At 69.9% G+C, this 25,464-nt stretch carries 25 protein-coding genes and 1 tRNA gene; 15 read left to right on the top strand and 11 right to left on the bottom strand.

Annotated features, from left to right (window positions below; genetic code table 11):
• Window positions 1-4 precede the first annotated feature (4 nt).
• Window positions 5-982 carry an SMI1/KNR4 family protein gene (locus tag OG609_RS24420; RefSeq protein WP_114244941.1) on the bottom strand — a complete coding sequence of 326 codons (978 nt, stop codon included), beginning with the start codon at window positions 980-982 and terminating at the stop codon, window positions 5-7.
• A gap of 303 nt (window positions 983-1,285) precedes the next feature.
• Between OG609_RS24420 and OG609_RS24415 the strand changes: the two genes are divergently transcribed.
• Window positions 1,286-1,810 carry a YwqJ-related putative deaminase gene (locus OG609_RS24415; RefSeq protein WP_327274776.1) on the top strand — a complete coding sequence of 175 codons (525 nt, stop codon included), beginning with the start codon at window positions 1,286-1,288 and terminating at the stop codon, window positions 1,808-1,810.
• Between the two features lie 10 nt (window positions 1,811-1,820).
• Window positions 1,821-2,354, top strand: coding sequence for an SUKH-3 domain-containing protein (locus tag OG609_RS24410; RefSeq protein WP_327274775.1), 534 nt, complete (start codon window positions 1,821-1,823; stop codon window positions 2,352-2,354).
• 171 nt (window positions 2,355-2,525) lie between these two features.
• Here OG609_RS24410 and OG609_RS24405 read toward each other — a convergent pair whose 3' ends face one another.
• Window positions 2,526-3,839 carry a sensor histidine kinase gene (locus OG609_RS24405; protein ID WP_327274774.1) on the bottom strand — a complete coding sequence of 438 codons (1,314 nt, stop codon included), beginning with the start codon at window positions 3,837-3,839 and terminating at the stop codon, window positions 2,526-2,528.
• A gap of 155 nt (window positions 3,840-3,994) precedes the next feature.
• Here OG609_RS24405 and OG609_RS24400 point away from each other — a divergent pair, with 155 nt between their 5' ends.
• From OG609_RS24400 to OG609_RS24370, 7 genes are all read left to right on the top strand, one after another.
• Window positions 3,995-4,855, top strand: coding sequence for a hypothetical protein (locus tag OG609_RS24400; RefSeq protein WP_327274773.1), 861 nt, complete (start codon window positions 3,995-3,997; stop codon window positions 4,853-4,855).
• Between the two features lie 29 nt (window positions 4,856-4,884).
• Window positions 4,885-4,956 (top strand) — tRNA-Gln (locus tag OG609_RS24395).
• Window positions 4,957-5,066: 110 nt separating this feature from the next.
• Entirely contained in the window at window positions 5,067-6,515 is a 1,449-nt protein-coding gene (gene glmU, locus OG609_RS24390; protein WP_327274772.1) for a bifunctional UDP-N-acetylglucosamine diphosphorylase/glucosamine-1-phosphate N-acetyltransferase GlmU, read from the top strand.
• Between the two features lie 120 nt (window positions 6,516-6,635).
• Window positions 6,636-7,610: a ribose-phosphate diphosphokinase gene (locus OG609_RS24385; protein WP_030976866.1), complete on the top strand. Its 975-nt coding sequence runs from the start codon at window positions 6,636-6,638 to the stop codon at window positions 7,608-7,610.
• A gap of 183 nt (window positions 7,611-7,793) precedes the next feature.
• On the top strand, window positions 7,794-8,378 hold the full coding sequence (locus OG609_RS24380) for a 50S ribosomal protein L25/general stress protein Ctc (protein ID WP_327274771.1): 585 nt from the start codon (window positions 7,794-7,796) through the stop codon (window positions 8,376-8,378).
• 117 nt (window positions 8,379-8,495) lie between these two features.
• Window positions 8,496-9,089, top strand: coding sequence for an aminoacyl-tRNA hydrolase (pth, locus tag OG609_RS24375; protein ID WP_114244947.1), 594 nt, complete (start codon window positions 8,496-8,498; stop codon window positions 9,087-9,089).
• A 102-nt stretch (window positions 9,090-9,191) separates the two neighbouring features.
• A complete protein-coding gene (locus OG609_RS24370; RefSeq protein ID WP_327274770.1) occupies window positions 9,192-9,662 on the top strand; it encodes a hypothetical protein in 471 nt (156 codons plus the stop codon).
• A gap of 27 nt (window positions 9,663-9,689) precedes the next feature.
• On the opposite strand, the gene ppc is transcribed toward OG609_RS24370, so the two are convergent.
• On the bottom strand, window positions 9,690-12,419 hold the full coding sequence (gene ppc, locus OG609_RS24365) for a phosphoenolpyruvate carboxylase (protein WP_327274769.1): 2,730 nt from the start codon (window positions 12,417-12,419) through the stop codon (window positions 9,690-9,692).
• Between the two features lie 276 nt (window positions 12,420-12,695).
• Between ppc and OG609_RS24360 the strand changes: the two genes are divergently transcribed.
• Together OG609_RS24360 and OG609_RS24355 are read left to right on the top strand one after the other, a co-directional pair.
• Window positions 12,696-13,697, top strand: a complete 1,002-nt coding sequence (locus OG609_RS24360) for an acyl-CoA desaturase (RefSeq protein WP_327274768.1) — start codon at window positions 12,696-12,698, stop codon at window positions 13,695-13,697.
• Window positions 13,694-14,380: a TetR/AcrR family transcriptional regulator gene (locus OG609_RS24355; protein WP_327274767.1), complete on the top strand. Its 687-nt coding sequence runs from the start codon at window positions 13,694-13,696 to the stop codon at window positions 14,378-14,380. Before OG609_RS24360 ends, OG609_RS24355 begins: the two co-directional genes overlap by 4 nt.
• Before the next feature lie 124 nt (window positions 14,381-14,504).
• Here OG609_RS24355 and OG609_RS24350 read toward each other — a convergent pair whose 3' ends face one another.
• The 3 genes from OG609_RS24350 to OG609_RS24340 all read right to left on the bottom strand — a co-directional run bounded on the left by OG609_RS24350 (window position 14,505) and on the right by OG609_RS24340 (window position 17,236).
• Window positions 14,505-15,806 carry a hypothetical protein gene (locus OG609_RS24350; protein WP_327274766.1) on the bottom strand — a complete coding sequence of 434 codons (1,302 nt, stop codon included), beginning with the start codon at window positions 15,804-15,806 and terminating at the stop codon, window positions 14,505-14,507.
• A gap of 267 nt (window positions 15,807-16,073) precedes the next feature.
• Entirely contained in the window at window positions 16,074-16,439 is a 366-nt protein-coding gene (locus OG609_RS24345; RefSeq protein WP_327274765.1) for a VOC family protein, read from the bottom strand.
• Window positions 16,439-17,236, bottom strand: coding sequence for a trans-aconitate 2-methyltransferase (locus tag OG609_RS24340; protein ID WP_327274764.1), 798 nt, complete (start codon window positions 17,234-17,236; stop codon window positions 16,439-16,441). Before OG609_RS24340 ends, OG609_RS24345 begins: the two co-directional genes overlap by 1 nt.
• A gap of 88 nt (window positions 17,237-17,324) precedes the next feature.
• Here OG609_RS24340 and OG609_RS24335 point away from each other — a divergent pair, with 88 nt between their 5' ends.
• Window positions 17,325-17,822: a MarR family winged helix-turn-helix transcriptional regulator gene (locus OG609_RS24335; RefSeq protein WP_266360965.1), complete on the top strand. Its 498-nt coding sequence runs from the start codon at window positions 17,325-17,327 to the stop codon at window positions 17,820-17,822.
• On the opposite strand, the gene OG609_RS24330 is transcribed toward OG609_RS24335, so the two are convergent.
• Window positions 17,781-18,566, bottom strand: a complete 786-nt coding sequence (locus tag OG609_RS24330; RefSeq protein ID WP_327278164.1) for a response regulator transcription factor — start codon at window positions 18,564-18,566, stop codon at window positions 17,781-17,783. The genes OG609_RS24335 and OG609_RS24330 overlap by 42 nt on opposite strands.
• A gap of 276 nt (window positions 18,567-18,842) precedes the next feature.
• On the opposite strand from OG609_RS24330, the gene OG609_RS24325 reads away from it, so the two are divergent.
• Complete coding sequence (locus OG609_RS24325) at window positions 18,843-19,286, top strand: GNAT family N-acetyltransferase (RefSeq protein ID WP_327274763.1); 444 nt, start codon at window positions 18,843-18,845, stop codon at window positions 19,284-19,286.
• Here OG609_RS24325 and galK read toward each other — a convergent pair.
• From galK to galT, 3 genes are read right to left on the bottom strand one after another with little or no spacing between them, the layout of a single operon-like run.
• Window positions 19,279-20,445 (bottom strand): galactokinase, encoded by a 1,167-nt coding sequence (gene galK, locus OG609_RS24320; protein ID WP_327274762.1) that lies wholly within the window; start codon window positions 20,443-20,445, stop codon window positions 19,279-19,281. The genes OG609_RS24325 and galK overlap by 8 nt on opposite strands.
• Window positions 20,442-21,422 (bottom strand): UDP-glucose 4-epimerase GalE, encoded by a 981-nt coding sequence (galE, locus tag OG609_RS24315; RefSeq protein WP_327274761.1) that lies wholly within the window; start codon window positions 21,420-21,422, stop codon window positions 20,442-20,444. The genes galK and galE overlap by 4 nt, the downstream gene beginning before the upstream one ends.
• A complete protein-coding gene (gene galT / locus OG609_RS24310; RefSeq protein ID WP_327274760.1) occupies window positions 21,419-22,462 on the bottom strand; it encodes a galactose-1-phosphate uridylyltransferase in 1,044 nt (347 codons plus the stop codon). The genes galE and galT overlap by 4 nt, the downstream gene beginning before the upstream one ends.
• A gap of 224 nt (window positions 22,463-22,686) precedes the next feature.
• On the opposite strand from galT, the gene OG609_RS24305 reads away from it, so the two are divergent.
• Together OG609_RS24305 and OG609_RS24300 are read left to right on the top strand one after the other, a co-directional pair.
• Window positions 22,687-24,357 carry a sodium:solute symporter family protein gene (locus OG609_RS24305; RefSeq protein WP_327274759.1) on the top strand — a complete coding sequence of 557 codons (1,671 nt, stop codon included), beginning with the start codon at window positions 22,687-22,689 and terminating at the stop codon, window positions 24,355-24,357.
• Window positions 24,358-24,372: 15 nt separating this feature from the next.
• Window positions 24,373-24,660: a hypothetical protein gene (locus OG609_RS24300; RefSeq protein ID WP_327274758.1), complete on the top strand. Its 288-nt coding sequence runs from the start codon at window positions 24,373-24,375 to the stop codon at window positions 24,658-24,660.
• A 30-nt stretch (window positions 24,661-24,690) separates the two neighbouring features.
• On the opposite strand, the gene OG609_RS24295 is transcribed toward OG609_RS24300, so the two are convergent.
• On the bottom strand, window positions 24,691-25,386 hold the full coding sequence (locus OG609_RS24295; protein ID WP_327274757.1) for a response regulator transcription factor: 696 nt from the start codon (window positions 25,384-25,386) through the stop codon (window positions 24,691-24,693).
• Window positions 25,387-25,464 lie beyond the last annotated feature (78 nt).

Genomic DNA, 25,464 nt, shown 5'->3' with positions numbered 1-25,464 from the left:
GCGCTCACCCCTCCACCGGGACGGCCCGCGCGAAGCCGCCGTCCACCATCAGGTTCGCCACGGTCTCCAGCTCCGGCGGATTGCCCGCCAGACGCTGCAGGAAGGCATCGAAGTCGCCACCGCACGGCAGCAGCAGCCGGTCCACCCGCTCCTGCACATTCCAGCCGTCCTGGTCCCGGGCGTCGTCGTACGCGCAGAACCAGACCGAACCGACACCGTTGCCCTTCACCTTCACCGCGAGGATGCCGCCCTGGACGAAGCCGACGCCCAGGTAGTCCTTGGTGAGGTGGTCCCGCAGGCACTTGTTGACGTACACCAGGTCGTTCACGGCGGCCTCCTCGCGCACCGTGAAGAACGGCTGGTCGACCAGGAGACCGAGCTCCGCGTCGAGCGCCGCACCGACCGGGGCCGAGCCGCCCGCCGCCTTGAGAAAGGAGCGGTAGGCACCGGGCAGCCGGTAGCCGAGGTCCTCCTCGACGCCCAGGATCTGCTGCTCGCTCACCGCGACGGCGCCCTTGGGCAGCCGGAAGTGCGCGGGCCGGGTCTCCTGCAGCGGGCGGGTGCCGCGCTTGTTCTGGTCGACCGCGGTGGCGGCGAGGCCGCCGTGGTGCCTGAGCAGCGCCTTGACCTCGACCGGGATCAGCTCCATGCGCCGGCCGCCGGGTACGTGGTGCCAGGTCCAGCCGTGCGGGGTGGCAACGGCGGGAATGGTGTCCCACAGCTCATGGCCGCTCGCCGCCAGCGCCGCGTTGGCCGAGACGTAGTCGGTGAGCCGCAGTTCGTCGACGCCGAAGCCCTGCGGGGGCTCGGCGATCTCGGCGGCGGCGCGCGCGTACGGCGCGAAGTCCGGGCTGCCGTTCTCGTCCATGCGCACACCTCTGGGGTGGCGGGACGCCCGGACCGGGTCCGGGAAATGCACGAGCTGCCCGGCATAGGCCGCGTTCGGTGGCGCGGCTTGCTGCCCGAGCCGACCTGTCGTCATGGCGGTTGCCCCCTGCTGCGTCTGACTGGTGAGGACCGACCTGCCCAAGGGGGCGGTCCGGGCACAGCCTATGCGGTGCCGCAAGAGCGGGTCCCGCCCCTACGCCACCCCTCTCCTCTTCCGTCACGAACCGTCACAGCGACGTGACTGACGAGCGATGCTCCTGCCACTGCCGGGTGACACGGAGACGCGTTTCCCCGCCCCAGCTTCCCCACCAGCCGGGACATTTGGCAGGCTGTCACCGCAACTCGGGGGCGTGCACATCGCGCAGCTACCGCTGCGGGCACGGGAGGGAAAAGCACCATGCACAGCGCACGAACAGTCACATCCGGGGATCCACGCCTCAGCTGGAGCGACACCGGAACCAGCCTCACACCCCGGCTGCACCACCGCCGCGACGGCATCCTGCCCGCCGTGGCCGCAGCGCTGTCCGTACGCGGTGAGACGCTCACCTGCACGGCGGGCAAGGGCGACCAGCCGCCCGTACTGCATCCGCTGGTCCAGGACTTCCTCGACACCCTCACCAGCGGCCAGCGTGAACGCTTCACCGGCCGCTGCCCCGAGGCGATACTGCTCTCCCGGCAGCTCACCGCGGCCGAAGCCGGCCGTTCCAAGCGGGCCCAGCGCAAGCCGCTGACCAACGGCGAGGCCCGCCGCGCCCTGAAGCACTCGCGGCTCACCGCACGGCGCATCCGTGAGGACGGCGACCCGATGCACGGCAGTTACGCGCCGCCGTGCCGCTCCTGCGAGGCGATGCTCGCCCACTTCGGCGTACGTCCCGTCGACCTCACGACCACCGGGGCGGCGACCACCGCCGAGAAGGGCTGACCGCGCGCCGATGCACGACCGAACCGACCTACCCGAACAGGCGGGCTCCGCGACCCGCGACCGCCACTCCTCGACCCGCTTCCCCGTCGCCGTCGACGCCGCCCTGCGCGCCGCGGGCTGGCAGCCCGGCCGCTGGGACATCCGACAGGCCGAGGAGTGGGCCGACGCACTGCGCTCGCACGCCTCGCCCGCCGGTCATCAGCACGCGGTCTTCCCGGCGGCCGTGGAGGCATGGGCGGAGTTCGGCGGACTGCACATCACGACGTCCGCACCGGGTCGGCAGATCGCACCGGCCTCGGTGCGCATCGATCCGCTGAGAGGACTGCATCTCGCCCGCACTCTCGGCGACCTCGGCCGGGCACTGGAGACCGAGGTCAGCCCACTGGGCGAGGAGGGGGACGGGCAGGCCGTCCTCGCGATCGATACGCAGGGGCGGGTGTACAGCATCGACCACACCGGGGACTGGTACCTCGGCCCGGACGTCGACCAGGCGCTGGCCACGCTGGTCGGCGGCGTCCAGCCGCAGCGCCTCGTCCTGGGCTGAGCGGCCTGATCTTCCGGCCCGTCCAGCGATCGAGGGCAAGACGGCTCCCGGCCGTGCCCGGTCACGATTCCGCCCCGGCAACCCACCGCCGTCCCGGTTCCGTCCTCAGACGCCGGACGGGCCGGAATCGCCCGCCTGGCGATCCAGGACGAAGCGAGGCCGCGAGGCGGGTCAGGCCGCCCCCCGGTCCGGCAGTACCGCCGACACCCGGAAGCCGCCCGCATCCGTCGGGCCGGAGACGAAGACGCCGCCGAGGCCCAGCACCCGCTCCCGCATGCCGACCAGCCCGTTGCCCCCGCTCGGCAGCCCCGCGTCCGCCGTGGCGGCGTCCGACGGACCGTTCTCCACCTGCATCGCGACTTCCGAGCCCCGGTGCGCAAGCCGCACCCACGCCTTCGCGCCCGCCGCGTGCTTGTGCACGTTCGTCAGGGCCTCCTGCACCACCCGGTACGCGGTCTGCTCGACCTCGGGCGCGTACGGGCGGGCCTCGCCGTCCACCGAGAGTTCCACGGTCATGCCGGCCGCCCTGGATTCCCCGACCAGGGTCTCCACCTCGTGCAGCCGGGGCCCGTCCTCCGTGGCGGCGGCCGCCGCGGCGGCCGCCGCCCGGCCGACCGAGGCGAGCGGCGGCTTCGCGGACCGGGCCGCCGCAGGCTCCCCGCTCCGCAGCACCCCGAGCATCTCGCGCAGCTCGGTCAGCGCCTGGCGGCCCATGTCGCCGACCAGGGCGGCGTTCCGCACCGCTTTCGCCGGGTCCTTCGGCGCGACGGCCTGGAGCGCGGCGGCGTGCACGACCATCAGGCTGACCCGATGGGCGACCACGTCGTGCATCTCGCGGGCGATCCGGTGGCGCTCCTCCGTACGCGCCCACTCAGCCCGCTCCTCGGCCCGGTCGGCGAGCAGCGACAGCTCCCGCTCCAGCGAGTCCGCCCGCTCCCGAAGACTCTCCATCAGCCGCCGCCTGGCCCCTATGTAGAGGCCGAACAGCACGGGTGGTGCGGTGAGCCCGAGCGACATGAAGAGGGATATCAGCGGTACGTACCAGTCGTCGCGCCCGAAGTCGGTCTGCTGGGAGACGCTCTGCCGCAGCCGTACGTACGTGACGATGAACGTCCCCGCGAAGGACATCCCCATCAGCACCGCGGTGATTCTTCGCGGTACGTCGGAGGCGGCCAGCGTGTAGAGGCCGACCAGGCCCATCAGGAAGCCCATCTCGGCAGGCGTCGTCGCGATCGACACCAGCACCACGGCGATCGGCCAGCGCCGCCGCACCACCAGCACGGACCCCGCGAGCAGCCCGAACACGACGCCGACCGGCACCGGCAGCCCCGTGCCCCCGGCGAACTCCACCCCTTCCAGTGCGCATTCCAGCGCCGACAGGAGCGCGAGCCCCACGTCCAGAGCGACACTGCGCCGCCGTTCCCACCACCAATAGCCGCGGGTGGTCGTACCCGCGGCTTCCCGGTATGCCCCCGTTGCGGTCATGCCGTCCAGCCTAAGGGCGGGCGCACCTCATTTTCGGGCGACCTGGACAGCACGTGCGTCTGCCGAACAGAGACAGAACAACCACTTATCGCTTGAAATGGTGAATCGGGCAGGCTTTCGCACCGGACGTCCGCATTCCGGACAACGCTTGTCGCATGACGGAAATCACGAACAAGTACGCCGACTTCGAAGGCCTGCGCGAGCAGGCGATCGCCCTGCGCCGGGAGGGACTCAGCCGCCGCCAGATCCGCGACCGGCTGTTCGTGGACAACAACGACATCCTGAACCGCCTCCTGGAGGGCGAGCCCGCCCCGGAGTGGACGAAGCACCCGAACGCCAAGGACGACCTTCGCGACAAGGCGCGGGAACTGCGACTCCAGGGCATGACGTACGACCAGATCCAGGTGGAGCTGGGGTGCTCGAAGAGCTCGATCTCGCTGTGGGTGCGAGATCTGCCGAAGCCCGTCCGGAGCCGCACCGCCGTCGAGCAGGCGCGGCTCGCCGGGCGGATGCGATGGGACCACGAACTGGCGGTACGGGACGCCGAGCGACAACGGATCAAACACGCCGCCAAACAGGAGATCGGCGCACTGACGGAGCGCGAGCTCTTCCTGATCGGCGTCGGTCTCTACTGGTCAGAAGGGAGCAAGGACAAGTCGTACGACCGCCGCGAAACCGTGGCATTTGTAAACAGCGACCCTGGAATGATCACGACATACCTCGCATGGCTCGACCTGCTCGGGGTCAATCGCGAGCAGGTGCGTTACGGCGTCATGATCCACGAGACTGCCGACGCAGCAGCAGCCGAGCGATACTGGGCCGATCTCACTGGCGCCGACCTCGCCGCGTTCTACAAAACCACGATCAAGAAGCACAACCCGAAGACGGCCCGCAAGAACACGGGGGACAACTACCGGGGCTGCCTCGTGATCAAAGTCTTGCAAGGCGCCGACCTTTACCGTCGCATCGAGGGATGGTGGTGCGGCATAGTAGATGCCGCACCGCCAGCCGGTTAGCAAATTGTCCGGTTTGATGGTTATTGCTATCCCCTGTGGTGTAATAGGCAACACGGGTCACTTTGGATGATTTGTTCCAGGTTCGAGTCCTGGCAGGGGAGCTTTCCGTGTGCGGGCCCCGACCTAGCCGGTCGGGGCCCGCACGCATGTCCGCCCCATACCCCCCCGGTATCCTTCGGGTGTCCACCACCCGAAGCCGAAGGGCATTTCCGTGAGCGCCAACCGCCCGGCAGCCGTCGTCGTCCTCGCAGCGGGTGAGGGCACCCGCATGAAGTCGAAGACCCCCAAGGTTCTGCACGAGATCTCCGGGCGCTCGCTCGTCGGACATGTCGTCGCCTCCTCCCGCGAACTGGACCCGGAACATCTCGTCGTGGTCGTCGGCCACGAGAGCGAGCGGGTCAGCGCGCATCTCACCGCCGTCGACGACCGGCTGCGGACCGCCTACCAGGCCCAGCAGAAGGGCACCGGAAACGCGGTGCGCGTCGGTCTCGACGAGCTCGGCGGGACCGTCGAGGGCACCGTGATCGTCGTCTGCGGCGACACCCCGCTGCTCTCCGGCGAGACGCTCACCGCGCTCGCCGCCACCCACACGGCCGACTCCAACGCCGTCACCGTGCTGACCGCCGAGGTCCCGGACTCCACCGGGTACGGCCGGATCGTCCGCGACCCGGCCAGCGGTGCGGTCACCGAGATCGTCGAGCACAAGGACGCCACCGACGCCCAGCGTGCGATCAGGGAGATCAACTCCGGGGTCTTCGCCTTCGACGGCCGGCTGCTCACGGACGCCCTCGGCAAGGTCCGTACCGACAACAGCCAGGGCGAGGAGTACCTCACCGATGTGCTCTCCATCCTGCGCGAGGCCGGACACCGGGTCGGCGCCCATGTCGCCGACGACCACCGCGAGATCCTCGGCATCAACAACCGGGTCCAGCTGGCCGAGGCCCGGCGGCTGCTGAACCAGCGGCTGCTGGAGCGGGCCATGCTCGCCGGTGTGACCGTCGTGGACCCGGCGTCCACACTGATCGACGCCACCGTCACCTACGAGCGGGACGCGATCGTGCACCCGGGCACCCAGCTGCTCGGCAGCACGCATCTCGCCGAGGACGCCGAGGTCGGCCCCAACACCCGGCTCACGGACACCGTTGTGCACGCGGGCGCACGCGTGGACAACACGGTCGCGGACCGGGCCGAGGTCGGCGAGGGCGCGACGGTCGGCCCGTACGCCTATCTGCGGCCCGGCACCAAGCTCGGCCCGAAGGCCAAGGCCGGCACCTACGTGGAGATGAAGAACGCCACGATCGGCGAGGGCACCAAGGTCCCGCACCTGAGCTATGTCGGCGACGCGACGATCGGCGATCACACCAACATCGGTGCCGCCAGCGTCTTCGTGAACTACGACGGCGTGGCCAAGCACCACACGACGATCGGCTCACACTGCCGTACCGGGTCGGACAATATGTTTGTGGCTCCCGTCACGGTCGGGGACGGCGTCTACACCGCGGCCGGCTCGGTCATCACCAAGGACGTACCCTCCGGTTCGCTGGCCGTCGCCCGCGGCCAGCAAAGGAATATCGAGGGTTGGGTGGCCCGCAAGCGTCCGGGAAGTGCCGCCGCGCAGGCAGCTCAGGCCGCCACCCCGGAGCACGACGGCGAAAGCTGACCGGAAACAGGTGCGCCGTGTACGGCGTACCGTGATAGATGCTCACCCCATTTCGGCTGGCTCGTTGCACATCGGGACACATGCGTGCAGCGCCAGAAACACGTCTGAGGAGACTGTGCTGTGACCGGGATCAAGACGACCGGCGAGAAGAAACTGATGCTCTTCTCCGGCCGCGCCCACCCCGAGCTGGCCGAGGAGGTTGCGCACCAACTGGGTGTCGGCCTCGTGCCGACGAAGGCCTTCGATTTCGCCAACGGTGAGATCTACGTCCGCTTCCAGGAGTCCGCCCGCGGCGCCGACTGCTTCCTGATCCAGAGCCACACCGCTCCGATCAACAAGTGGATCATGGAGCAGCTCATCATGCTGGACGCGCTGAAGCGCGCCTCGGCCCGCTCCATCACGGTGATCGTGCCGTTCTACGGATACGCCCGCCAGGACAAGAAGCACCGCGGCCGCGAGCCGATCTCGGCCCGTCTGGTCGCCGACCTGATGAAGACGGCGGGTGCCGACCGCATCCTCACCGTCGACCTGCACACCGACCAGATCCAGGGTTTCTTCGACGGCCCGGTCGACCACCTCTTCGCGCTGCCGATCCTGGCCGACTACGTCGGCGCCAAGGTCGACCGCTCGAAGCTGACGATCGTCTCCCCGGACGCCGGCCGGGTGCGCGTCGCCGACCGCTGGTGCGACCGCCTGGACGCCCCGCTGGCGATCGTCCACAAGCGCCGTGACAAGGACGTCGCCAACCAGGTGACCGTCCACGAGGTCGTCGGCAACGTCAAGGGCCGGGTCTGTGTCCTGGTCGACGACATGATCGACACCGGCGGCACCATCTGCGCCGCCGCCGACGCCCTGTTCGCGCACGGCGCCGAGGACGTCATAGTGACGGCCACGCACGGTGTGCTCTCCGGTCCGGCCGCAGACCGTCTGAAGAACTCCAAGGTCAGCGAGTTCGTCTTCACGGACACCCTGCCGACCCCGGGTGAGCTGGAACTCGACAAGATCACGGTGCTCTCGATCGCCCCGACGATCGCCCGCGCGGTGCGTGAGGTCTTCGAGGACGGCTCGGTCACCAGCCTCTTCGAAGAGCAGTAAGCGGCACAGCACAGAAGATCCACTTTGGGGTGCGGCCTCCCCGCCGGGTAGACTCAGCGAGTTGCTCGGCGAGGGAGGCCGTACTCATGTGTACGGCGGTCCGTTATCGACGCGCTCTTCGTAGCAGGCCTGTCGTGGGCCGGGTGACCGTCCAAGTTTCGTCACCATACGAGGAGTGCAGTCATGGCTGAGGTCAAGCTCGCCGCCCAGGTCCGTACCGAGTTCGGCAAGGGCGCTGCCCGTCGCACCCGCCGCGCCAACCTGGTTCCCGCGGTCGTCTACGGCCACGGTGCCGAGCCGGTTCACATCAACCTGCCGGGCCACGACCTGATGATGGCGCTCAAGACCGCCAACGTCCTGATCGGTCTGGAGATCGACGGCAAGGACGCCCTGGTCATCCCCAAGGCCGTGCAGCGCAACCCGCTCAAGGGCGACATCGAGCACGTCGACCTGCTGACCGTCAAGCGCGGCGAGAAGGTCAACGTCGAGATCGCCGTGCACGTCGAGGGCGAGCTGGCCCCGGGCGGCAACCTCCTGGAGTACGTGCAGAACACCCTGCTCGTCGAGGCCGAGGCCACCCACATCCCCGACTCCGTCACGGTCTCCATCGCGGGCCTGGACGCCGGCGACTCGATCCTCGCCAAGGACGTCCCGCTGCCCAAGGGCTCCGTGCTGGCCGGTGACGAGGACGCCGTCGTGCTCCAGGTCGTCGCCGCGCAGGCCGAGGAGCCGGCCGCCGAGGGCGAGGGCGAGGGCGCCGAGGCCTGAGCCTCGCCTTCCCTGCTTCACTGACGGGGCGGCGGTTCCTTCTTCGAGGGCCCGCCGCCCCGTTTCCCTGTAACCGGGCCATCCGGAACCATCCGTACGCGAGGAGACCGAGCGCAGATGTCCGACGCCACCGAACCCTGGCTCATCGTGGGCCTCGGCAACCCCGGTCCCGAGTACGCGGCGAACCGGCACAACGTCGGTTTCATGGTCGCCGACCTCCTCGCCGAGCGGATCGGCGGGAAGTTCAAGCGTGCGCAGAAGGCCCAGGCTCAGGTCGTCGAGGGCCGCATGGGCCCGCCGGGACCCGAGAACCGCCGGGTGATCCTGGCCAAGCCGATGTCGTACATGAACCTCTCCGGCGGCCCCGTCACCGCGCTGCGCGACTTCTACAAGGTGCCGACCGACCACATCGTGGCGATCCACGATGAGCTGGACATCGACTACGGGACACTCCGGCTGAAGCTGGGCGGCGGCGACAACGGGCACAACGGGCTCAAGTCGATGACCAAGTCGATGGGGGCCGACTACCACCGGGTCCGGTTCGGGATCGGCCGGCCGCCGGGCCGGATGCAGGTCGCGGACTTCGTGCTGAAGGACTTCTCGTCGACCGAGCGCAAGGAGCTCGCCTACCTCGTGGACCGGGCCGCCGACTCGGTGGAGTGCCTGCTCGCGGAGGGTCTGGAGCGCGCGCAGAGCGCATACAACTCCTGACACCCGCAGCAACGTGTACAACTCTGACATTCCCGCCGGTACCCCGGCGTTTTTCGGCCATGAGTTGACCGCGAGCGTTGCTCTGCCCAAGGATCGCTGCCCATGAAGCGGAGCTCCTCCCACCGCGCCCTGGTCCACGCCCGCAGCGCCGCCCTGGGCTGTGTCGTCCTGCTGCTGATCGTCGCGGGTGTGCTGTCCTCCTGGGACTCGGCGCACCACATCGTTCTGGCCAAGGGCCGCGAGCACGGCACGATGACCGTCACGGGCTGTGGCGCCGATGTCTGCACCGGACCGTTCGCGCCGTCCGGTCAGGCCGCCGCGCGCTCCCGGGTGACGATCGAGAAGTCTGTCGCGGCGCGGCGCGGCGACAGCTTCCCCGTCGTCGTGAAGCCCGGCACGGACGATGTCGTACGCACCGGAACACCCGGCTTCCTGCATGCCTGGGTGCCGCTGGGCGGTGCGCTGTTGCTGGCCGCCCTGGTCATCGGCGGCGGTATGCGGCTGCCCCGGATCGCCTGGGGGACCGGGATCGCGGGCGCGGTCCTGCTGGTGGCGACGTTCTTCGCCCTCTGAGCAGGGCCGCACCCGCGTCCGGGGGGCTCAGCCGGTGTTGCGCAGACCCGCGGCGACACCGTTCACGGTGAGCAGCAGGGCCCTGGCGAGCAGCGGGTCCGCTTCCTCGCCGCGTGCCGCCGCCTCGCGCTGGCGGGCCAGCAGCGAGACCTGGAGATAGGAGATCGGGTCCAGGTAGGCGTCCCGGATGGCGAAGGTCTGCTGCAGCACCGGGCTGGTGCCGAGCAGTTCGGAGCCGCCGGTGACCCTCAGGACCTCCTGGACCGTGAGCGCGTGCTCGGCCTCGATGTCGGCGAAGACATGCTTCAGCTCGTCCGGGACGAGTGTGTCGACATAGTGGCGGGCGATCCGCAGGTCGGTCTTGGCGAGCGTCATCTCCACGTTCGAGATGAAGTTCCGGAAGAAGTGCCACTGCTCGTGCATCTCGTCCAGAACGGTGTCCGGACCGGCCTCGCGCAGCGCCTTGAGCCCGGAGCCGACGCCGTACCAGCCGGGCACGATCTGCCGTGACTGGGTCCAGCCGAAGACCCACGGGATGGCCCGCAGCCCGTCCAGACCGGCGCCGGAGTCCGGACGCCGCGACGGACGCGACCCGAGGTGCAGCTCGGCGAGCTGGTCGACGGGGGTGGAGGCGAAGAAGTACGCGGGCAGGTCCGGGTCCTCGACCAGCCTGCGGTACGCGGCGTGCGCGGCGTCGGAGACGGTGTCCATCGCCGCGTCCCAGCGGGCCAGGGCCTCGTCGGACTGGCGGGGCGCGGTGTGCAGCGCGGAGGCCTGGAGGGTGGCCGCGACGGTCAGCTCCAGGTTCTCCCTGGCGAGCGCCGGGATGAGGTACTTGTCGGAGATGACCTCGCCCTGCTCGGTCACCTTGATCTCGCCTTCGAGGGTGCCCCACGGCTGCGCGAGGATCGCGTCGTGCGAGGGGCCGCCGCCGCGGCCGACGGTGCCGCCGCGGCCGTGGAAGAGCCGCAGCCGTACGCCGTAGCGGTGCGCGACGTCGCGCAGCCGGCGCTGCGCCCGGTGGATCTCCCACTGGGAGGTGGTGATGCCGCCGAACTTGGAGGAGTCGGAGTACCCGAGCATGACCTCCTGCACATCGCCGCGCAGGGAGACGAGGCGGCGGTACGACGGGTCGGCGAGCATCTCGTCGAGGATGACGTCCGCGGCGCGCAGCTCGTCGGTGGTCTCCAGGAGCGGCACGATGCCGATCTTGGCCCAGCCGCCGTGCAGGTCGAGCAGTCCGGCCTCGCGGGCCAGGACGGCGGCCGCGAAGACGTCGTCGGCGCCCTGGCACATCGAGATGATGTACGACTCGATGACCTCGGGGCCGAACCGCTCGAAGGCTTCCTTGATGGTGTGGAAGACGCCGAGGGTCTTCTCGCCCGCGGCGTCCAGCGGGGCCGGGGTCGGGGCGAGCGGGCGGCGCGAGCGCAGCTCCTTGGCGAGCAGCTTCTGCCGGTAGTCGCGCGGCATGTCGGCGTAGCGCCAGGACTCCTCGCCGAGCCGGTCGAAGAGCTGGCCGAGGGCGTGGTGGTGGGCGTCCGCGTGCTCGCGTACGTCCATGGTGGCGAGCTGCAGGCCGAAAGCGGCGAGCGTGCGGATCGTGCGGTTCATCCGTCCGTCGGCGAACAGGCCGCCGCGGTGCTCGCGCAGCGAGGTCTGGATGAGTTCCAGGTCGGCGATGAGCTCGGCGGTGCCGAGGTAGTCGCAGCCGGGGCGGTGCGGGGTGCCGCCGGCGAGGCGCTCGCGGGTGTTGACGAGCTTCTGCCGGATGCAGGTGGCCTTGAGGCGGTACGGCTCCTCGGCGTTCAGCCGCTTGTAGCGCGGGCTGATCTCGGGGAGGCGCTCCAGGTCGGCCTGGAGCGAGGTCAGCAGCTCGTCTGTGGCGCCGGTGTAGCGGATGGAGTTGGAGAGCTGCCCGCGCAGATGATCGATGAGCTCCAGCGCGTCGGTGATGCCGTGCTCGTGCTGAAGGATCAGCACCTCCCGGGTGACGGCGGGCGTCACGTTGGGGTTGCCGTCGCGGTCGCCGCCGATCCACGTACCGAAGGTGAGGGGGCGGGTGCCCGCGGGCAGCTCGACGCCGACCCGCTCCAGCTCGGCCGCCAGGTCTTCGAGTACGTCCCCGACGGCGCCCGTGTGCAGCTCGTCGAGGTAGTAGATGGCGTTACGGGCCTCGTCGGCCGGCTCGGGCCGGACCACGCGCAGCTCGTCGGTCTGCCAGATGAGGTCGATGTTCTCGGCGAGCCGCAGATCCTGGCGGCGCCGGTCGGCGTCGATGACGGGCGTCTCCAGCAGCTCGGCGATGCGGCGGAGCTTGTTCAGCACGGAGCGCCGCGCGGCCTCGGTCGGGTGCGCGGTGAAGACGGGCCGTACGTTGAGGTTCTTGACGGTCTCACGCAGGTGGACCGGGTCCGCGTCCTTCAGCCGGTCGGCGGTACGGGCGAGGAGACCGCCCTCGGCGGCGCGCCGGTCACGCATCTCGTGGGCGCGGTGGACCTGCTCGGTGACGTTGGCGAGGTGGAAGTAGGTGGAGAAGGCGCGCACGAGCTGCGCGGCGGTCTCCAGGTCCGTGTCGCCGAGGAGCTCGGCCGCGGCCTCACCGTCGGTGCGGGTCAGGGCGCGGACCCGCTCGACGAGGTCGAGGAGCTCCTGACCCTCCTGGCGTACGAGGGTCTCGCCCAGCAGATCACCGAGGCGGCGGATGTCGGCGCGCAGCTCGGGGCTGGCGGCGGGGGTCTGGTCGGCACTGCTCACAGTGTGCGGCTCCTTGCAGTGGTTGAGCACGGGGATCTCCGGGGCCTGGTGCTGACGACACCCCGGGAAGCAGAGTGCGGACCGCGCTGTCCGACCCCACCAGGATAGGTGTCCACGCCGTCGGCAACGCTCGCGCCCCGATCGGGTTTTCCCTCCTCGGGCGGCCCGTCGCGCTCTCGTGCAGCGGGCCTCCGCGCTGCAATACTTACGTAGCCGTAGGTTACGGATGCGTAGCCAGAGCTATCCGTCGTATTCCTCATCCCCAGGGGACTCCCCATGAACACCAGCCCCGCTGTGATCGACGACACCCAGCCGTCGGCGGCCGACGGTCAGGTCCTTCCCGCCGCCACGCTCGGCGGGGACAACAAGCGGTCGATCGAACAGATCGCCCTTCTGCTGTTCATCGTGGTGCCGTTCGTGGCGCTGGTCGCCGCGGTGCCGCTGGCCTGGGGCCGAGGCGTGAGCGGGCTCGATCTGGGTCTGCTCGTGGCGACGTACTTCATCGGCTGCCACGGCATCACGATCGGCTTCCACCGCTACTTCACCCATGGCTCCTTCAAGGCGAAGCGCCCGCTCCGCATCGCTCTGGCCGTCGCGGGTTCGCTGGCCGTGGAGGGCCCGCTGGTGCGCTGGGTGGCCGACCACCGCAAGCACCACCGCTTCTCCGACGCGGAGGGCGATCCGCACTCGCCGTGGCGTTTCGGTGAGAGCCTCCCCGCCCTGGTGAAGGGCCTGTGGTGGGCGCACATCGGCTGGATGTTCGACGAGGAGCAGACCCCGCAGCAGAAGTACGCCCCCGACCTGATCAAGGACCCGGCGATCCGCGGGATCTCCCGCCACTTCCTCACCTTCACGATCGTGTCGCTGGCGTTCCCGCCGCTGGTCGGCGGTCTGGTGACGATGTCGTGGTGGGGCGCGGCGACCGCCTTCTTCTGGGGTTCTCTTGTGCGGGTGGCCCTGCTGCACCACGTCACCTGGTCGATCAACTCCATCTGCCACGCGGTCGGCAAGCGCCCCTTCAAGTCCCGTGACCGGTCCGGCAACGTGTGGTGGCTCGCGGTCCTGTCCTGCGGCGAGTCCTGGCACAACCTGCACCACGCGGACCCGACGAGCGCGCGCCACGGCGTGATGAAGGGCCAGATCGATTCGAGCGCCCGGCTGATCCGCTGGTTCGAGAAACTGGGCTGGGCGTACGACGTGCGCTGGCCGGACTCCGCCCGGATCGAATCCCGCCGTATCGGCTCCCGGCGCGACCCCGCGCGCGCCGACGCGGCATGATTGACGACGTGGCGACCGACTCCAGAACCAGCAGCGAGAACAACCGTCCCCCCTCCGTCCGGCGCACCCGCCGGGTGAGGATGACCGGCAAGGAACGCCGCGAGCAGCTGCTGGACATCGGCCGCACCCTCTTCGCCGACAAGGGCTTCGAGGGCACCTCGGTCGAGGAGATCGCGGCCCGGGCCGGCGTCTCCAAGCCGGTCGTCTACGAGCACTTCGGCGGCAAGGAGGGCCTGTACGCCGTCGTGGTCGACCGCGAGATGCGCCAGCTCCTCGACATGGTCACCGGCGCCCTGACCGCGGGCCACCCCCGCGAACTCCTGGAACAGGCCGCGTTCGCCCTGCTCGACTACATCGAGACGTACACGGACGGCTTCCGCATCCTGGTCCGCGACTCCCCCGTCGCCCAGTCGACGGGCACCTTCGCCTCCCTCATCAGCGACATCGCCACCCAGGTGGAGGACATCCTGGGCCTGGAGTTCAAGGCCCGCGGCTTCGACCCGAAGCTGGCCCCGCTGTACGCCCAGGCGCTGGTCGGCATGGTCGCCCTGACCGGCCAGTGGTGGGTCAACGCCCGCAAGCCGAAGAAGGCGGAGGTCGCGGCCCATCTGGTGAACCTGGCCTGGCACGGCCTGGAGAACCTGGAGTCGAAGCCCCGGCTGATAGGGCACCGCAAGAGCTGAGGGGCCGGCGTGCCGGGGCCGGCTGGGGACTTTGCCGAGCAGCGCGGCAAACGCGTCGCCGGGTACAGCCGGCACAGGGCTGTGCGCGACCTTCGAAGCCCGGATACCGGAGCCGCGAAGCGTTCTACGACGGCTGATCCGTCGGCTGGCCGGTGGACCGGCGGGCGCGGCTCCGGCGGTCGTACGCCGCCTGGGCCACCGCCCGCAGCCGCACATAGAAGGGGTTGTCCTGGCTGGTCTGCCACATGTGCAGATAGATCAGCATCTGGTTGAGCACGGTGTCGTACTCGACCAGCGTGCCGGACGCGTCTCCGGCCGCTCTGCCCCAGCCGACCAGGCGGTCCTTCTGCTCGGGGGTGATCTTGGCCGGCTTGTCTTTGCCGGGCTGCGCGAAGGCTTCCGCGTACCGCTCCAGCTTGTGCGGCTGAGCGCCGTAGACCAGCTTTTCCTCCAGCATCCCTCGCTGGAATTCGTCGAACTCGGGGTTTCCGGCCAGCTCCGCCTTCAGATCGCTGAGCGCCTGCTTGCGCTCGGCCGCCAGCGCCGCGACCTCCTCATCGGTCGCCCCGGACTGCACCAGCTCCATCACCGGGCTGCTGCCGAACGCCTGGTGGGCCGCGACATGGGTCAGCTCGTGGGCGATGTGCCCCAGCAGGAAGGAGGTGCCGCCCCTGGCCTGGGTGTCGACGTTGAACGTGAACGCCGGGCCGCCGCCGTCGGTGGCCGGGTTGAGCTTCATGCCCGGCATGCCGCCCTGCGGGTACTGCATCACGGTCACCAGGGGCACCACGGCCATCAGTTCCCCGATGACGGCGCGCGTCTCCTCAGGTAGCGCCGGGTCCTCACGGAGCGCCCCCAGCTTCCGGACGAAGTCGCCCATCATCGCGTGGAACCGGTCCGCGGGGACTGCCTGCGCCGCCTTCTGGGCCTCACCGGCCGGCATGCGGATGTCGAGGTCCGGGTTCTTCCCCTCGCTCATCATGCGGTCGAGTTCGGTCAGCAGGTCCCGAAAGACCGCCTCGGGGTCCAGCTGTCCTTGCGCCGCCGCGGCCTGCTGGCCGAGCTGCTGGGCGCCCCCTACGCGCGACCCTCCCTCGGCCTTGTGGGCGGCATAGTCGCCGCACGCCTTGACGATGTCCTTGAGGGCGAGCAGCCGGGCACCCGGTCTGTCGTCCGGCAGGGCGTAGAACGCCCTGAGCGCGTTGTCCACCTTGGCGATCTCGGAGCGGCCGCGTGGTCCGAAGGTCGCCGTACTCTGCTTGAAATCGCCCTCGGTCATCATCCGGGACACCGTGATCAGCTGCGATACGGCCGCGTTGCCCATGGTGCTCTGCAGTCCCGCGGAGGCGCGGGGGCCGCGGCTGTTCCGTACGGGGGACGCGGGCGGCGTGCTGTGTGTCTGCCCGGGGCTCTCGTGGCTACGCATGGAGCCACGCTAGGTGGGCGCAGGCGCGGGGACCCAGGGACGGAAGGGCACGGTAAGGGCAATATCCTTTGCCTCCAGGGAACTTACGACCTCGCCCGCGGTTGTCAGCGGCGTCGCGGCGTCCGGGACCTCCGCCTCCGGCGTTGTCGTCAGTTGCCTCCGCCTTGGATTCGAAGGCCGCGACGGTGGCCGGCCTCCTGGGCCCGCGACCGCGACGCCGCGCCGCAGTGCTCCTTCACGCGGAAGGCGCAGGACGCGCCGTGTCGCTCAGTGGCCCACCGGCTCCAGGAACTCCAGCCGGTTCCCCACCGGGTCGTGGCTGAAGAAGCGCCGGTGCCCCGGCAGTTCGTCGTCCCAGCGCACCTCGGCGCCGTGCTTCTTCAGTCGCGCCGCGTATGCCTCGATATCCGTGACGCGCAGGCCCGGGTGGGCCTTCTTCGCCGGGCGGAAGTCAGGTTCGATGCCCAGGTGGAGCTGGACCGGGCCGGCCTGGAACCAGCAGCCGCCGCGGGCCGCGAGTGCGGGGGGTCTGGCGAGTTCCGTCATGCCGAGGGCGTCCACGTAGTACCTGCGCAGCGCGTCCTGTGAACCTTCGGGGGCGGCCAGTTGGACGTGGTCGACGGCGGCGATCATCACGTCTCCTTGCGGGCCACGGCGAAGATGCGGCGGAACGGGAACACCGTGCCGTGCGGGCCCTTGGGGTAGGCGGTGCGGAGCTGGTCGCGGTATTCGGCGAGGAACGCCTCGCGGGCCTCGGGGTCGTCGGCGAGGGCCGTCAGGACGGGGCGCAGGCCGGTGCCCTTCACCCAGTCGAGCACCGGGTCCTCGCCGGGCAGCAGATGCAGATACGTGGTCTCCCAGACGTCAGCCGTGATGCCGGGGGCCGTCAGCGCGTCGAGGTAGGCGGCGGGGCCGAGCACCGCGTCGTCGTGGCGCAGCTCGCCGGCCAGCCGGTCGCGCCAGCGCGGGGACCCGGCGAGTTCCCGCATCAGGACATGGCTGGGCTGGTCGAAGTTGCCGGGGACCTGGAAGGCGAACGTGCCGCCGGGGGTGATCGCGTCCAGCCAGACCGGGAAGCGCGCGGTGTGGCCGGGAACCCACTGGAGCAGGGCGTTGGAGACGATCAGGTCGTACGGCTCCGCGGGGGTCCAGGTCGTGGCGTCGGCCTCGGCGAAGTCCAGGAGGGGGCCGGCGTGCTCCCGGGCCCGCTCCAGCATCTGCGGGGAGTTGTCGTAGCCGGTGATCCGGGCCTTCGGCCAGCGGTCGGCGAGGAGGGTGGTGACGTTTCCCGCTCCGCAGCCGAGGTCGGCGACACGGGGCGCGGGGGCAGCCGGAGGCTCGGCGATGCGGGCCAGGAGGTCGTGGAATGGGCGGGTGCGATGGTCCGCGTGGCGCAGGTACTGCTGCGGATCCCAGGTGGGTGTGGTCATGGCACAAGGATCACGCCAGAAGTATCTTGATGTCAAGACACTCGAATTCAAGAGACTTCATGTCGACAGACCCTCTACACTGATCCACATGGAGGACGAGGTCGACCGACTGGTCGCTGCATGGCGCCGCGAGCGCCCCGACCTCGACGTGGAACCACTCGAGGTACTCAGCCGCGTCTCCCGCCTGGCCCGCCATCTGGACCGGGCCCGCCGGATCGCCTTCTCCGAGCACAATCTGGAACCGTGGGAGTTCGACGTACTCACATCGCTGCGCCGCGCGGGTGATCCTTATCAGCTGTCCCCCGGCCAGCTGCTCACCCAGACCCTGGTCACCTCGGGCACGATGACCAACCGCATCGACCGGCTGACCAAGAAGAACCTCGTCGAGCGGCTCCCCGACCCCAGCGACCGCCGCGGCGTGCTGGTCCGGCTCACCGCCGAGGGGCGCGACAAGGCCGACCAGTCGCTGGCCGGCCTGCTCGCCCAGGAGCGCGCCATCCTGGGCGAGCTCTCCGCCCGGCAGCGCGGTGAACTGGCCGGACTGCTACGCCAGTTGACTGCTCCGTTCGACAACATCCCCGGCTAGGGCCGGTTCCGGATCGACCGGTCCGACACCCGCCCGCCGGGCCAGCGCGACCGCGGCCAGCGTGGAGTGCACGCCGAGCTTCCCCAGCACGTTCTGCATGTGCGTACGCACCGTGTGCGGGGAGAGGTAGAGCCGCTCCGCCACTGCCTTGCGGCCCAGGCCCGCCACCATGCAGCGCAGCACCTCGCGCTCGCGCGGGGTCAGTGACTCGACCAGCTCCTCGCTCTCGGTGCGGTGCTTGCGCGCCGCCGTCAGCTCCCGCAGCACGCCCGTGAGCAGGGCCGGGGGCAGATGTGTCTCGTCGCGCAGCACCCCCCGGATGACCGTGAGCAGGCGTTGCAGTGAGCAGTCCTTGGCGACCCAGCCCGAGGCCCCGGCCTGCAGCGCCAGCGCGGCCCGGAGCGGGTCGTCCTTCTCGGCGAGCACCACCGTATGCACGGAAGGCCGGCCCGCACGGACCCCGGCGACCAGCGAGATGCCGTCCACCGGGCCGTTCTCCCCGCTGCGGGGGACCGGAACGGGTGCCCGGCGCTCCCTCGCCCCGGCCAGGGTGCCCAGTTCGGCATCGATCAGCACCACGTCATAGCCTCGCCCCTCGGCGGCCGCCCGTTCCAGACATCGCAGCGCGGCGGGGCCACTGCCCGCCGCCGCCACATCGACGTCCGGCTCGGCCGCGAGCGCCGCTGCGAGCGACTCGGCGAAAATGCGGTGGTCGTCCACCACGAGAACCCGGATACGAACCACAGGCACCCCCAAACTGCCTCTGTTGCTGGGCCACCCCCGGCCCGCCGAAGGGACGGAACGGCGCGGGTACGGCCGCCCGGATCGGGGAAATGGACCGCAGTCCCACGGCCGCCGCCGTGTTTCGACTGCAACCCGCCCCGGGCGCCGTACCCGACTGTCTCGTACCCCTGAATCAGCACCGGCCCCCACCGGTGCTGTGCATCAGGGTACGGCCGGGGCGCCGGGTCGGAAGGAAATTCGCAGAACTGACAGGCTCTGCTCCGTAGGCTGTGTTACATGTTCCGTCTTGAGACAGAAGTGGACAAAGGGCGGCGCACCCTGCTCAGTCGGCGACTGCGCGACGACAACACAGCCGGCTCCCCTGAGCTCCGCGCGCTGCGCACCGACCCCGCCGGTCAGGAAATCCCCCTGGAAGTGTGGGTACTTGACGAGCTGGGCGCTGTCGCCGGTGGTCTGACCGGCCGCACCTGGGCGTACTGGCTTCATGTGGACCAGCTCTGGGTCGACGCCCGCCACCGCGGCCGCGGCCTCGGCTCACGGCTGCTCGCCGAGGCGGAACGGGTGGCCGGGGCCGACCGGGCCTGCACCCGCTCCCGACTGGAGACCTGGGGTTTCCAGGCTCCGGACTTCTACCGGAAGCGGGGCTACGAGGTGAGCGGGCGGGTCGAGAACTACCCGCCCGGAATCACCGAATTCATCCTGACCAAGAACCTCAGCTGAGGCGTCGGGCACCCGCCGAAGGGATGGCGGGGAAGATCCGCGGCGCCGCGTACCCCGCCGAAGCGAACGCCTCCAGTACGGACTTGGCGACCATGTCCGCCTGCGCCTCGTCCACCAGCACGATCGCCGAGCCGCCGAAGCCACCACCGGTCATCCGCGCACCGAGCGCCCCGGCCTCGCCCGACGCCGACACCACCAGGTCCAACTCCGGGCAGGAGACCCGCAGATCGTCGCGGAGCGAGACATGCCCCGCGTCGAGGACCGGGCCCGCGCCCCGCACGTCGCCCGCGTCGAGCAGCGCGATGACCTGCTCCACCCGCTCGTTGTCGCTGACCACATGGCGTACGTAACGCACCACGGACTCGTCGACCCCGGCCTCGGCCAGGGCGTCCAGGGCCGCGCCGAGACCCTCGTACGGCAGCTCGCGCAGCGTTCGCAGGCCGAGCGCGGCGGCCCCCGCCTCGCAGCCTGCCCGCCGCTCGGCGTACGCGCCGTCGCCGAGCGCGTGCTTGACCTGGGTGTCCACGACCAGCAGCCGCAGCCCGTGGGCAGCCAGGTCGAAGGGGACCTGGCGCTGGGTGAGGTCGCGGGTGTCGAGGTACAGCGCGTGGCCCTCGGTGCAGCAGGCGGATGCCATCTGGTCCATGACCCCGCACGGCACGCCGACGAACGCGTTCTCGGCGCGCTGGCCGAGGACCGCCAGCTCCGAGGCCGAGAGCCCCAGTTCGAAGAGGTCGTTCAGAGCCAGCGCGGTGACGACTTCGAGGGCCGCGGAGGAGGAGAGCCCGGCGCCGGTGGGAACGGTGGAGGTCAGCTGGATGTCCGCCCCGGTGACCGGGTGACCGGCCTCGCGCAGCGCCCAGACGACTCCGGCCGGGTACGCCGCCCAGCCGTGCCCCTGGTGCGGGGCCAGCTCGTCGACCCGGAGCCGGACGACACCGCCCGGTACGTCGGTCGAGTGGAGCCGCAGCTCGCCGTCGGTGCGGCGGGCGACGGCGGCCCGCGCGGTGTGCGGCAGCGCGAGCGGCATCACGAAACCGTCGTTGAAGTCGGTGTATTCGCCGATCAGATTCACTCGGCCGGGTGCCGCCCAGACCCCTTCGGGGGCACTCCCGTACAGCTCGGTGAAGGCGGCGGTCAGCTCACTGTTCCCGGTCATGGGGCGGTGGGCTCCTCTCGGCGGGCGAACGTCCAGGCGTCGGAGACGATTCCGGTCAGGTCCGCGCGCGACGGCGTCCAGCCGAGCCGCTCCCTGGCGGTGGTGGCGGAGGCGACCAGCACGGCGGGGTCACCGGCGCGGCGCGGGGCCACGGTCTCGGGGACCGGGTGGCCGGTGACCTCACGGACGGTCTCGATGACATCGCGCACCGAGAAGCCGTTGCCGTTGCCGAGGTTGCAGATCAGGTGCTCGCCCTCGGTGGCCGCGTCCAGGGCCAGCAGGTGGGCCTCGGCGAGATCGGCGACATGGATGTAGTCGCGGACGCAGGTGCCGTCGGGGGTCGGGTAGTCGTCGCCGTACACGGAGATCGACTCCCGCTGTCCGAGGGCGACCTGGAGGACCAGCGGGATGAGGTGCGACTCGGGGCTGTGCCGCTCCCCGCAACCGCCGTACGCCCCGGCCACGTTGAAGTAGCGCAGCGAGACGGCGGCCAGTCCGTGCGCAGCCGCCTCGCCGGTGATCATGTGGTCGACGGCGAGTTTGGTGGCGCCGTAGGGGTTGGTGGGCGCGGTCGCGTCGGACTCCGTGATGGGGGAGGTGACCGGTTCGCCATAGGTCGCGGCGGTGGAGGAGAAGACCAGGGTCCGCACCCCGGCGTCCCGCATCGCGGCGAGCAGTGCCACGGAGCCCCCGACGTTGTTCACCCAGTACTTCTCCGGGTCCACGACGGACTCGCCGACCTGCGAGTACGCGGCGAAGTGCAGCACCCCGTCGTAGGAGGGGTCCAGCCACTTCGCCGCGTCCTGGATGCGGCCCTCGATGAACTCGGCCCCGGCCGGGACGCCCTCCTGGAACCCGGTCGAGAGGTCGTCGAGGACGGTGACCGCGTGACCGGCCTCCAGCAGATGCTGGGCGACCACGCTGCCGACATAACCCGCGCCACCCGTGACCAGGTACTTCTTCTGGGGCTTGCTCATTCGCTCGCTACCTCTCGCAGTCGCTGGGCCGCGGCCTCCGGCGGCACATCGTTGATGAACACATTCATGCCGGATTCGGAACCCGCGAGGAACTTCAGCTTGCCGGAGGTACGTCGGATGGTGAAAAGCTCCAGATGGAGCCCGAAGTCCTGCCGTCCCGGGACACCGAACGGCGCCTGGTGCCAGGCCGAGATGTACGGGGTCGGCGGCTCGCCGGGGCCGAAGATCCGGTCGAATCGTCTCAAGAGTTCCAGATAGATCTGTGGGAACTCTGTGCGCGTGGCCTCGTCGAGTTCCCTCAGGTCGGGGACGCGGCGGCGGGGGTGGAGGTGGACCTCGTACGGCCAGTGCGCCGCGTACGGCACGAAGGCGACCCAGTGCTCGCCACTGATGACGATCCGCGAGCCGTCCTTCTCCTCGCGGGCCACGACGTCGTCGAAGAGGTTGCGGCCGGTCTCGGCACGGTGGGCCTCCATCGAACGGAGCATCAGCTCGGTGCGCGGGGTGACGAAGGGGTAGCCGTAGATCTGCCCGTGCGGATGGCCGAGCGTGACGCCGATCTCGGCGCCCCGGTTCTCGAAGCAGAACACCTGCTTGACCTGCGGCAGCTCGGCGAGTTCGGCGGTGCGGTCGGTCCATGCCGCCAGGACCAGGGCGGCCTGGTCCTCGGTGAGGTCGGCGAACGACGCGTCGTGGTCGGAGGTGAAGCAGACGACCTCGCAGCGGCCGGAGTCACCGGCGAGCGAGGGGAAGCGGTTCTCGAAGACGGCGACGTCGTAGTCCGCCTCGGGGATCTCGCTCAGCCGGCCGTCCCGCGAGGGGCAGAGCGGGCACTCGTCGGCCGGCGGGTGGTAGATGCGGCCCTGGCGGTGCGAGGCGATGGCGACGCTGTCACCCAGGAACGGGTCACGGCGGATCTCGGACGAGGTCGAGACGGCGTCGAGGGGCCGGCGGTCGACGGCGTCGCGCACGACATCGTCACAACCGTCGTAGTAGAGCAGCTCCCGGCCGTCGGCAAGCGTCGTAACCGTCTTCTTCACCAGGTTCCTCCAAACATAATCAAACACAATGAATCACAAGTCAACAGACGCGTCAATGACGCCGACAAGGCACATGTGAGCAGGATCTCTGGCGCCTCCGGCCTGGATTTACTGGCTAAACGATCACAATCAAACAAAGATCCCCAGGAAAAGTGTTCAGTTTTTGAACGCAAGAGCGTAGTTTCCTTCGAGTTCAGTTCGCGCAACGAAGCGAGTACCCCCACATGCACTACCTGGCCGAAGGGCTTCGGCTCCCCACGAACGGGCTCGACTACACGATCCTGGCGATCTACTTCGTCGTCGTCCTCGGCATAGGTTTTGCCGCACGGGCGAGCGTGAAGACGAGCCTCGACTTCTTTCTCTCCGGGCGGTCACTCCCCGCCTGGGTGACCGGGCTCGCCTTCGTCGCGGCCAACCTCGGTGCCACCGAGATCCTCGGCATGGCAGCGACCGGCGCGCAGTACGGTGTCGCGGTCGTGCACTGGTACTGGATCGGTGCCATCCCGGCCATGGTCTTCCTGGGCCTGGTGATGATGCCGTTCTACTACCGGTCGAAGGTCCGGTCCGTACCGGAGTTCCTGCTCCAGCGCTTCGACAAGTCGGCGCACCTGCTGAGCTCCGTACTCTTCGCCTTCGCGGCGATCCTGATCGCGGGCGTCAACCTCTACGCGCTGTCGATCGTCGTCGAGGCGCTGCTCGGGTGGCCGCAGTGGGTCGCCATCGTGGTCGCGGGCCTCTTCGTCCTGATCTACATCACCATCGGCGGTCTCTCCTCGGCGATCTACAACGAGGTGCTGCAGTTCTTCGTCATCCTCGCCGCGCTGATCCCGCTGACCCTGCTGGGTCTCAAGCGCGTCGGCGGCTGGGACGGCCTGACCGGTTCACTGGAGAAGAGCCACGGCTCCGACTTCCTCTCCGCCTGGGGCGGCACCGGCATCGGTGACGCCAACCCGCTCGGCGCCAACTGGCTGACGATCATCCTCGGCCTCGGCTTCGTGCTCTCCTTCGGCTACTGGACGACCAACTTCGCCGAGGTGCAGCGCGCCCTGTCCGCGAAGAACCTCTCCGCCGCCCAGCGCACCCCGCTGATCGCCGCGTTCCCGAAGATCTTCATCGTCTTCCTGGTGATGATCCCGGGCCTGGTGGCCGCCGTTCTCGTACCGAAGATCGGTACCCCCGGCTCCGACCTGACCTACAACGACGCGATCCCGCTGCTGATGCAGGAGCTGCTGCCCAACGGTGTGCTCGGCATCGCGGTGACCGGTCTGCTGGCCGCGTTCATGGCCGGCATGGCGGCGAACGTGTCGTCGTTCAACACGGTGTTCACCACCGACATCTGGGCCCGTTATGTGAAGAAGGACCAGCCGGATGCGTACTACCTGCGCTTCGGCCGGCTGATCACGGCGATCGGGGTGCTGGCCTCCATCGGCACGGCCTTCATCGCCGCCAGCTTCTCCAACATCATGAGCTACCTCCAGACGCTGTTCTCCTTCTTCAACGTCCCGATGTTCGTGGTCTTCATCATCGGCATGTTCTGGAAGCGGGCCTCGATGAAGTCCGGTGTCTGGGGTCTGGTCGCGGGCACCACCGCCGCGATGGTCAACTACTTCGTGATCTACAAGCAGGGGATCATCGACATCCCCACCGACCAGGGCGCCAACTTCGTCTCCGCGATCGTCGGTTTCGTCGCCGGTGCGGTGGTCATGGTCGCCGTCACGCTCTTCACGGCCCCGAAGCCCGAGGCCGAACTGGCGGGTCTGGTCTACGGAACCGAGTCCCCGGACGCCGAGGAGGCACCGGCCGAGGGCGACAGCGCCTGGTACCGCAAGCCGGCCCTGCTGGGCTGGGGCGCGATCGTCCTCGCCGCCCTGTGCTACGTCCCGTACTCGTTCTGATCGGAGGAACTCACCATGTCCGACCTGCACAAGGAAGTCTCCGAACTGGAGCAGAAGTCCGCGACCGCGGCCCGTCTCTTCGACATCCGGCGGATCATCGGCGGCCTCTTCGTGGTCTACGGCGTGATCGTCACCATCGCCGGGATCAACCCGTCCGACGCGGACCTGAAGAAGGCCCAGGGCGTCCACATCAACCTGTGGACCGGCCTGGCCATGCTGGTCCTCGGGCTGTTCTTCCTCGTCTGGCTGAAGCTGCGCCCGGCGCAGGCGCCGGCCGACGGCCCGGAACCGGCGGACGGCTGACGTACCGCCTTCAGCAGGGGCCCGGCGGCATCACCCGATGCCGCCGGGCCCCTGCTTGTCCAGCGGCACCGCCCGGTCCAGCAGTCCCGTGCGGGCCGCGAGCGCCGCGGCCTCCAGCCGGGAGCCGACACCCAGCTTCATCAGCACCCGCTGCACATGTGTACGCGCGGTGCTCGACGCGATCCGCATCCCGGCCGCGATCAGCCGGGTGTCCTCACCCTCGGCGACCCGGATCAGGACCTCGACCTCGCGCGGGGTGAGCATCTGCAGCAGCCGCTGCCCCTCGTCGTCCGGCGCCGCGACCGGATTCAGCAGATCGGCGAAGGCGCCCTGGAGCAGTTGCGGCGCCACCGCGGCCTCTCCGGCTCGCGCCTTGACCATCGCCCGTTCGACGCCCTCCATGCGCTCGTCGTGCCGGACATATCCCGCGGCGCCTGCCGCGAAAGCCGCCGCGATCCCGCGCGGGCTGGGCACGGGCCCGAGCACCACCACGGCCACCTGAGGGCGCTCGCGCCGGATCCGTACGATCGGGTCGAAGGCGCCGGGTTCGGCAGGTGCCGCGGTGCCGAACAAGCAGACCTCCGGCGCCCTGCTGACCACCAGTTCCGCCGCCCCCGAAGTCGGCGCGGCCGCCGCGAGCACCCGGTGGCCCCGCAGTTTCAACGCCGAGGCGAGCGCCTCGGCGAGCAGTCGGTGATCATCGACCACCATGAGCCGCACGCCCATCGAGCACACCCCCATAGCACCGGCACCAGGCCCCCCGGCCCGCCCTGACCCGGCAAGCTACACGCTTGTTCGACGTTC

It is taken from the genome of Streptomyces sp. NBC_01224 (assembly GCF_036002945.1).
Taxonomy (GTDB): Bacteria; Actinomycetota; Actinomycetes; order Streptomycetales; family Streptomycetaceae; genus Streptomyces.
This window is presented reverse-complemented; position numbering and strand designations above follow the sequence as displayed.

Bases quoted from the DNA above. Each gene is read 5' to 3' on its own strand.
- OG609_RS24420 (WP_114244941.1), bottom strand. From the start codon at position 982: ATGACGACAGGTCGGCTCGGGCAGCAAGCCGCGCCACCGAACGCGGCC.
- OG609_RS24415 (WP_327274776.1), top strand. From the start codon at position 1,286: ATGCACAGCGCACGAACAGTCACATCCGGGGATCCACGCCTCAGCTGG.
- OG609_RS24410 (WP_327274775.1), top strand. From the start codon at position 1,821: ATGCACGACCGAACCGACCTACCCGAACAGGCGGGCTCCGCGACCCGC.
- OG609_RS24405 (WP_327274774.1), bottom strand. From the start codon at position 3,839: ATGACCGCAACGGGGGCATACCGGGAAGCCGCGGGTACGACCACCCGC.
- OG609_RS24400 (WP_327274773.1), top strand. From the start codon at position 3,995: ATGACGGAAATCACGAACAAGTACGCCGACTTCGAAGGCCTGCGCGAG.
- OG609_RS24380 (WP_327274771.1), top strand. From the start codon at position 7,794: ATGGCTGAGGTCAAGCTCGCCGCCCAGGTCCGTACCGAGTTCGGCAAG.
- pth (WP_114244947.1), top strand. From the start codon at position 8,496: ATGTCCGACGCCACCGAACCCTGGCTCATCGTGGGCCTCGGCAACCCC.
- OG609_RS24370 (WP_327274770.1), top strand. From the start codon at position 9,192: ATGAAGCGGAGCTCCTCCCACCGCGCCCTGGTCCACGCCCGCAGCGCC.
- OG609_RS24360 (WP_327274768.1), top strand. From the start codon at position 12,696: ATGAACACCAGCCCCGCTGTGATCGACGACACCCAGCCGTCGGCGGCC.
- OG609_RS24355 (WP_327274767.1), top strand. From the start codon at position 13,694: ATGATTGACGACGTGGCGACCGACTCCAGAACCAGCAGCGAGAACAAC.
- OG609_RS24350 (WP_327274766.1), bottom strand. From the start codon at position 15,806: ATGCGTAGCCACGAGAGCCCCGGGCAGACACACAGCACGCCGCCCGCG.
- OG609_RS24345 (WP_327274765.1), bottom strand. From the start codon at position 16,439: ATGATCGCCGCCGTCGACCACGTCCAACTGGCCGCCCCCGAAGGTTCA.
- OG609_RS24340 (WP_327274764.1), bottom strand. From the start codon at position 17,236: ATGACCACACCCACCTGGGATCCGCAGCAGTACCTGCGCCACGCGGAC.
- OG609_RS24335 (WP_266360965.1), top strand. From the start codon at position 17,325: ATGGAGGACGAGGTCGACCGACTGGTCGCTGCATGGCGCCGCGAGCGC.
- OG609_RS24325 (WP_327274763.1), top strand. From the start codon at position 18,843: ATGTTCCGTCTTGAGACAGAAGTGGACAAAGGGCGGCGCACCCTGCTC.
- galK (WP_327274762.1), bottom strand. From the start codon at position 20,445: ATGACCGGGAACAGTGAGCTGACCGCCGCCTTCACCGAGCTGTACGGG.
- galE (WP_327274761.1), bottom strand. From the start codon at position 21,422: ATGAGCAAGCCCCAGAAGAAGTACCTGGTCACGGGTGGCGCGGGTTAT.
- OG609_RS24305 (WP_327274759.1), top strand. From the start codon at position 22,687: ATGCACTACCTGGCCGAAGGGCTTCGGCTCCCCACGAACGGGCTCGAC.
- OG609_RS24300 (WP_327274758.1), top strand. From the start codon at position 24,373: ATGTCCGACCTGCACAAGGAAGTCTCCGAACTGGAGCAGAAGTCCGCG.
- OG609_RS24295 (WP_327274757.1), bottom strand. From the start codon at position 25,386: ATGGGCGTGCGGCTCATGGTGGTCGATGATCACCGACTGCTCGCCGAG.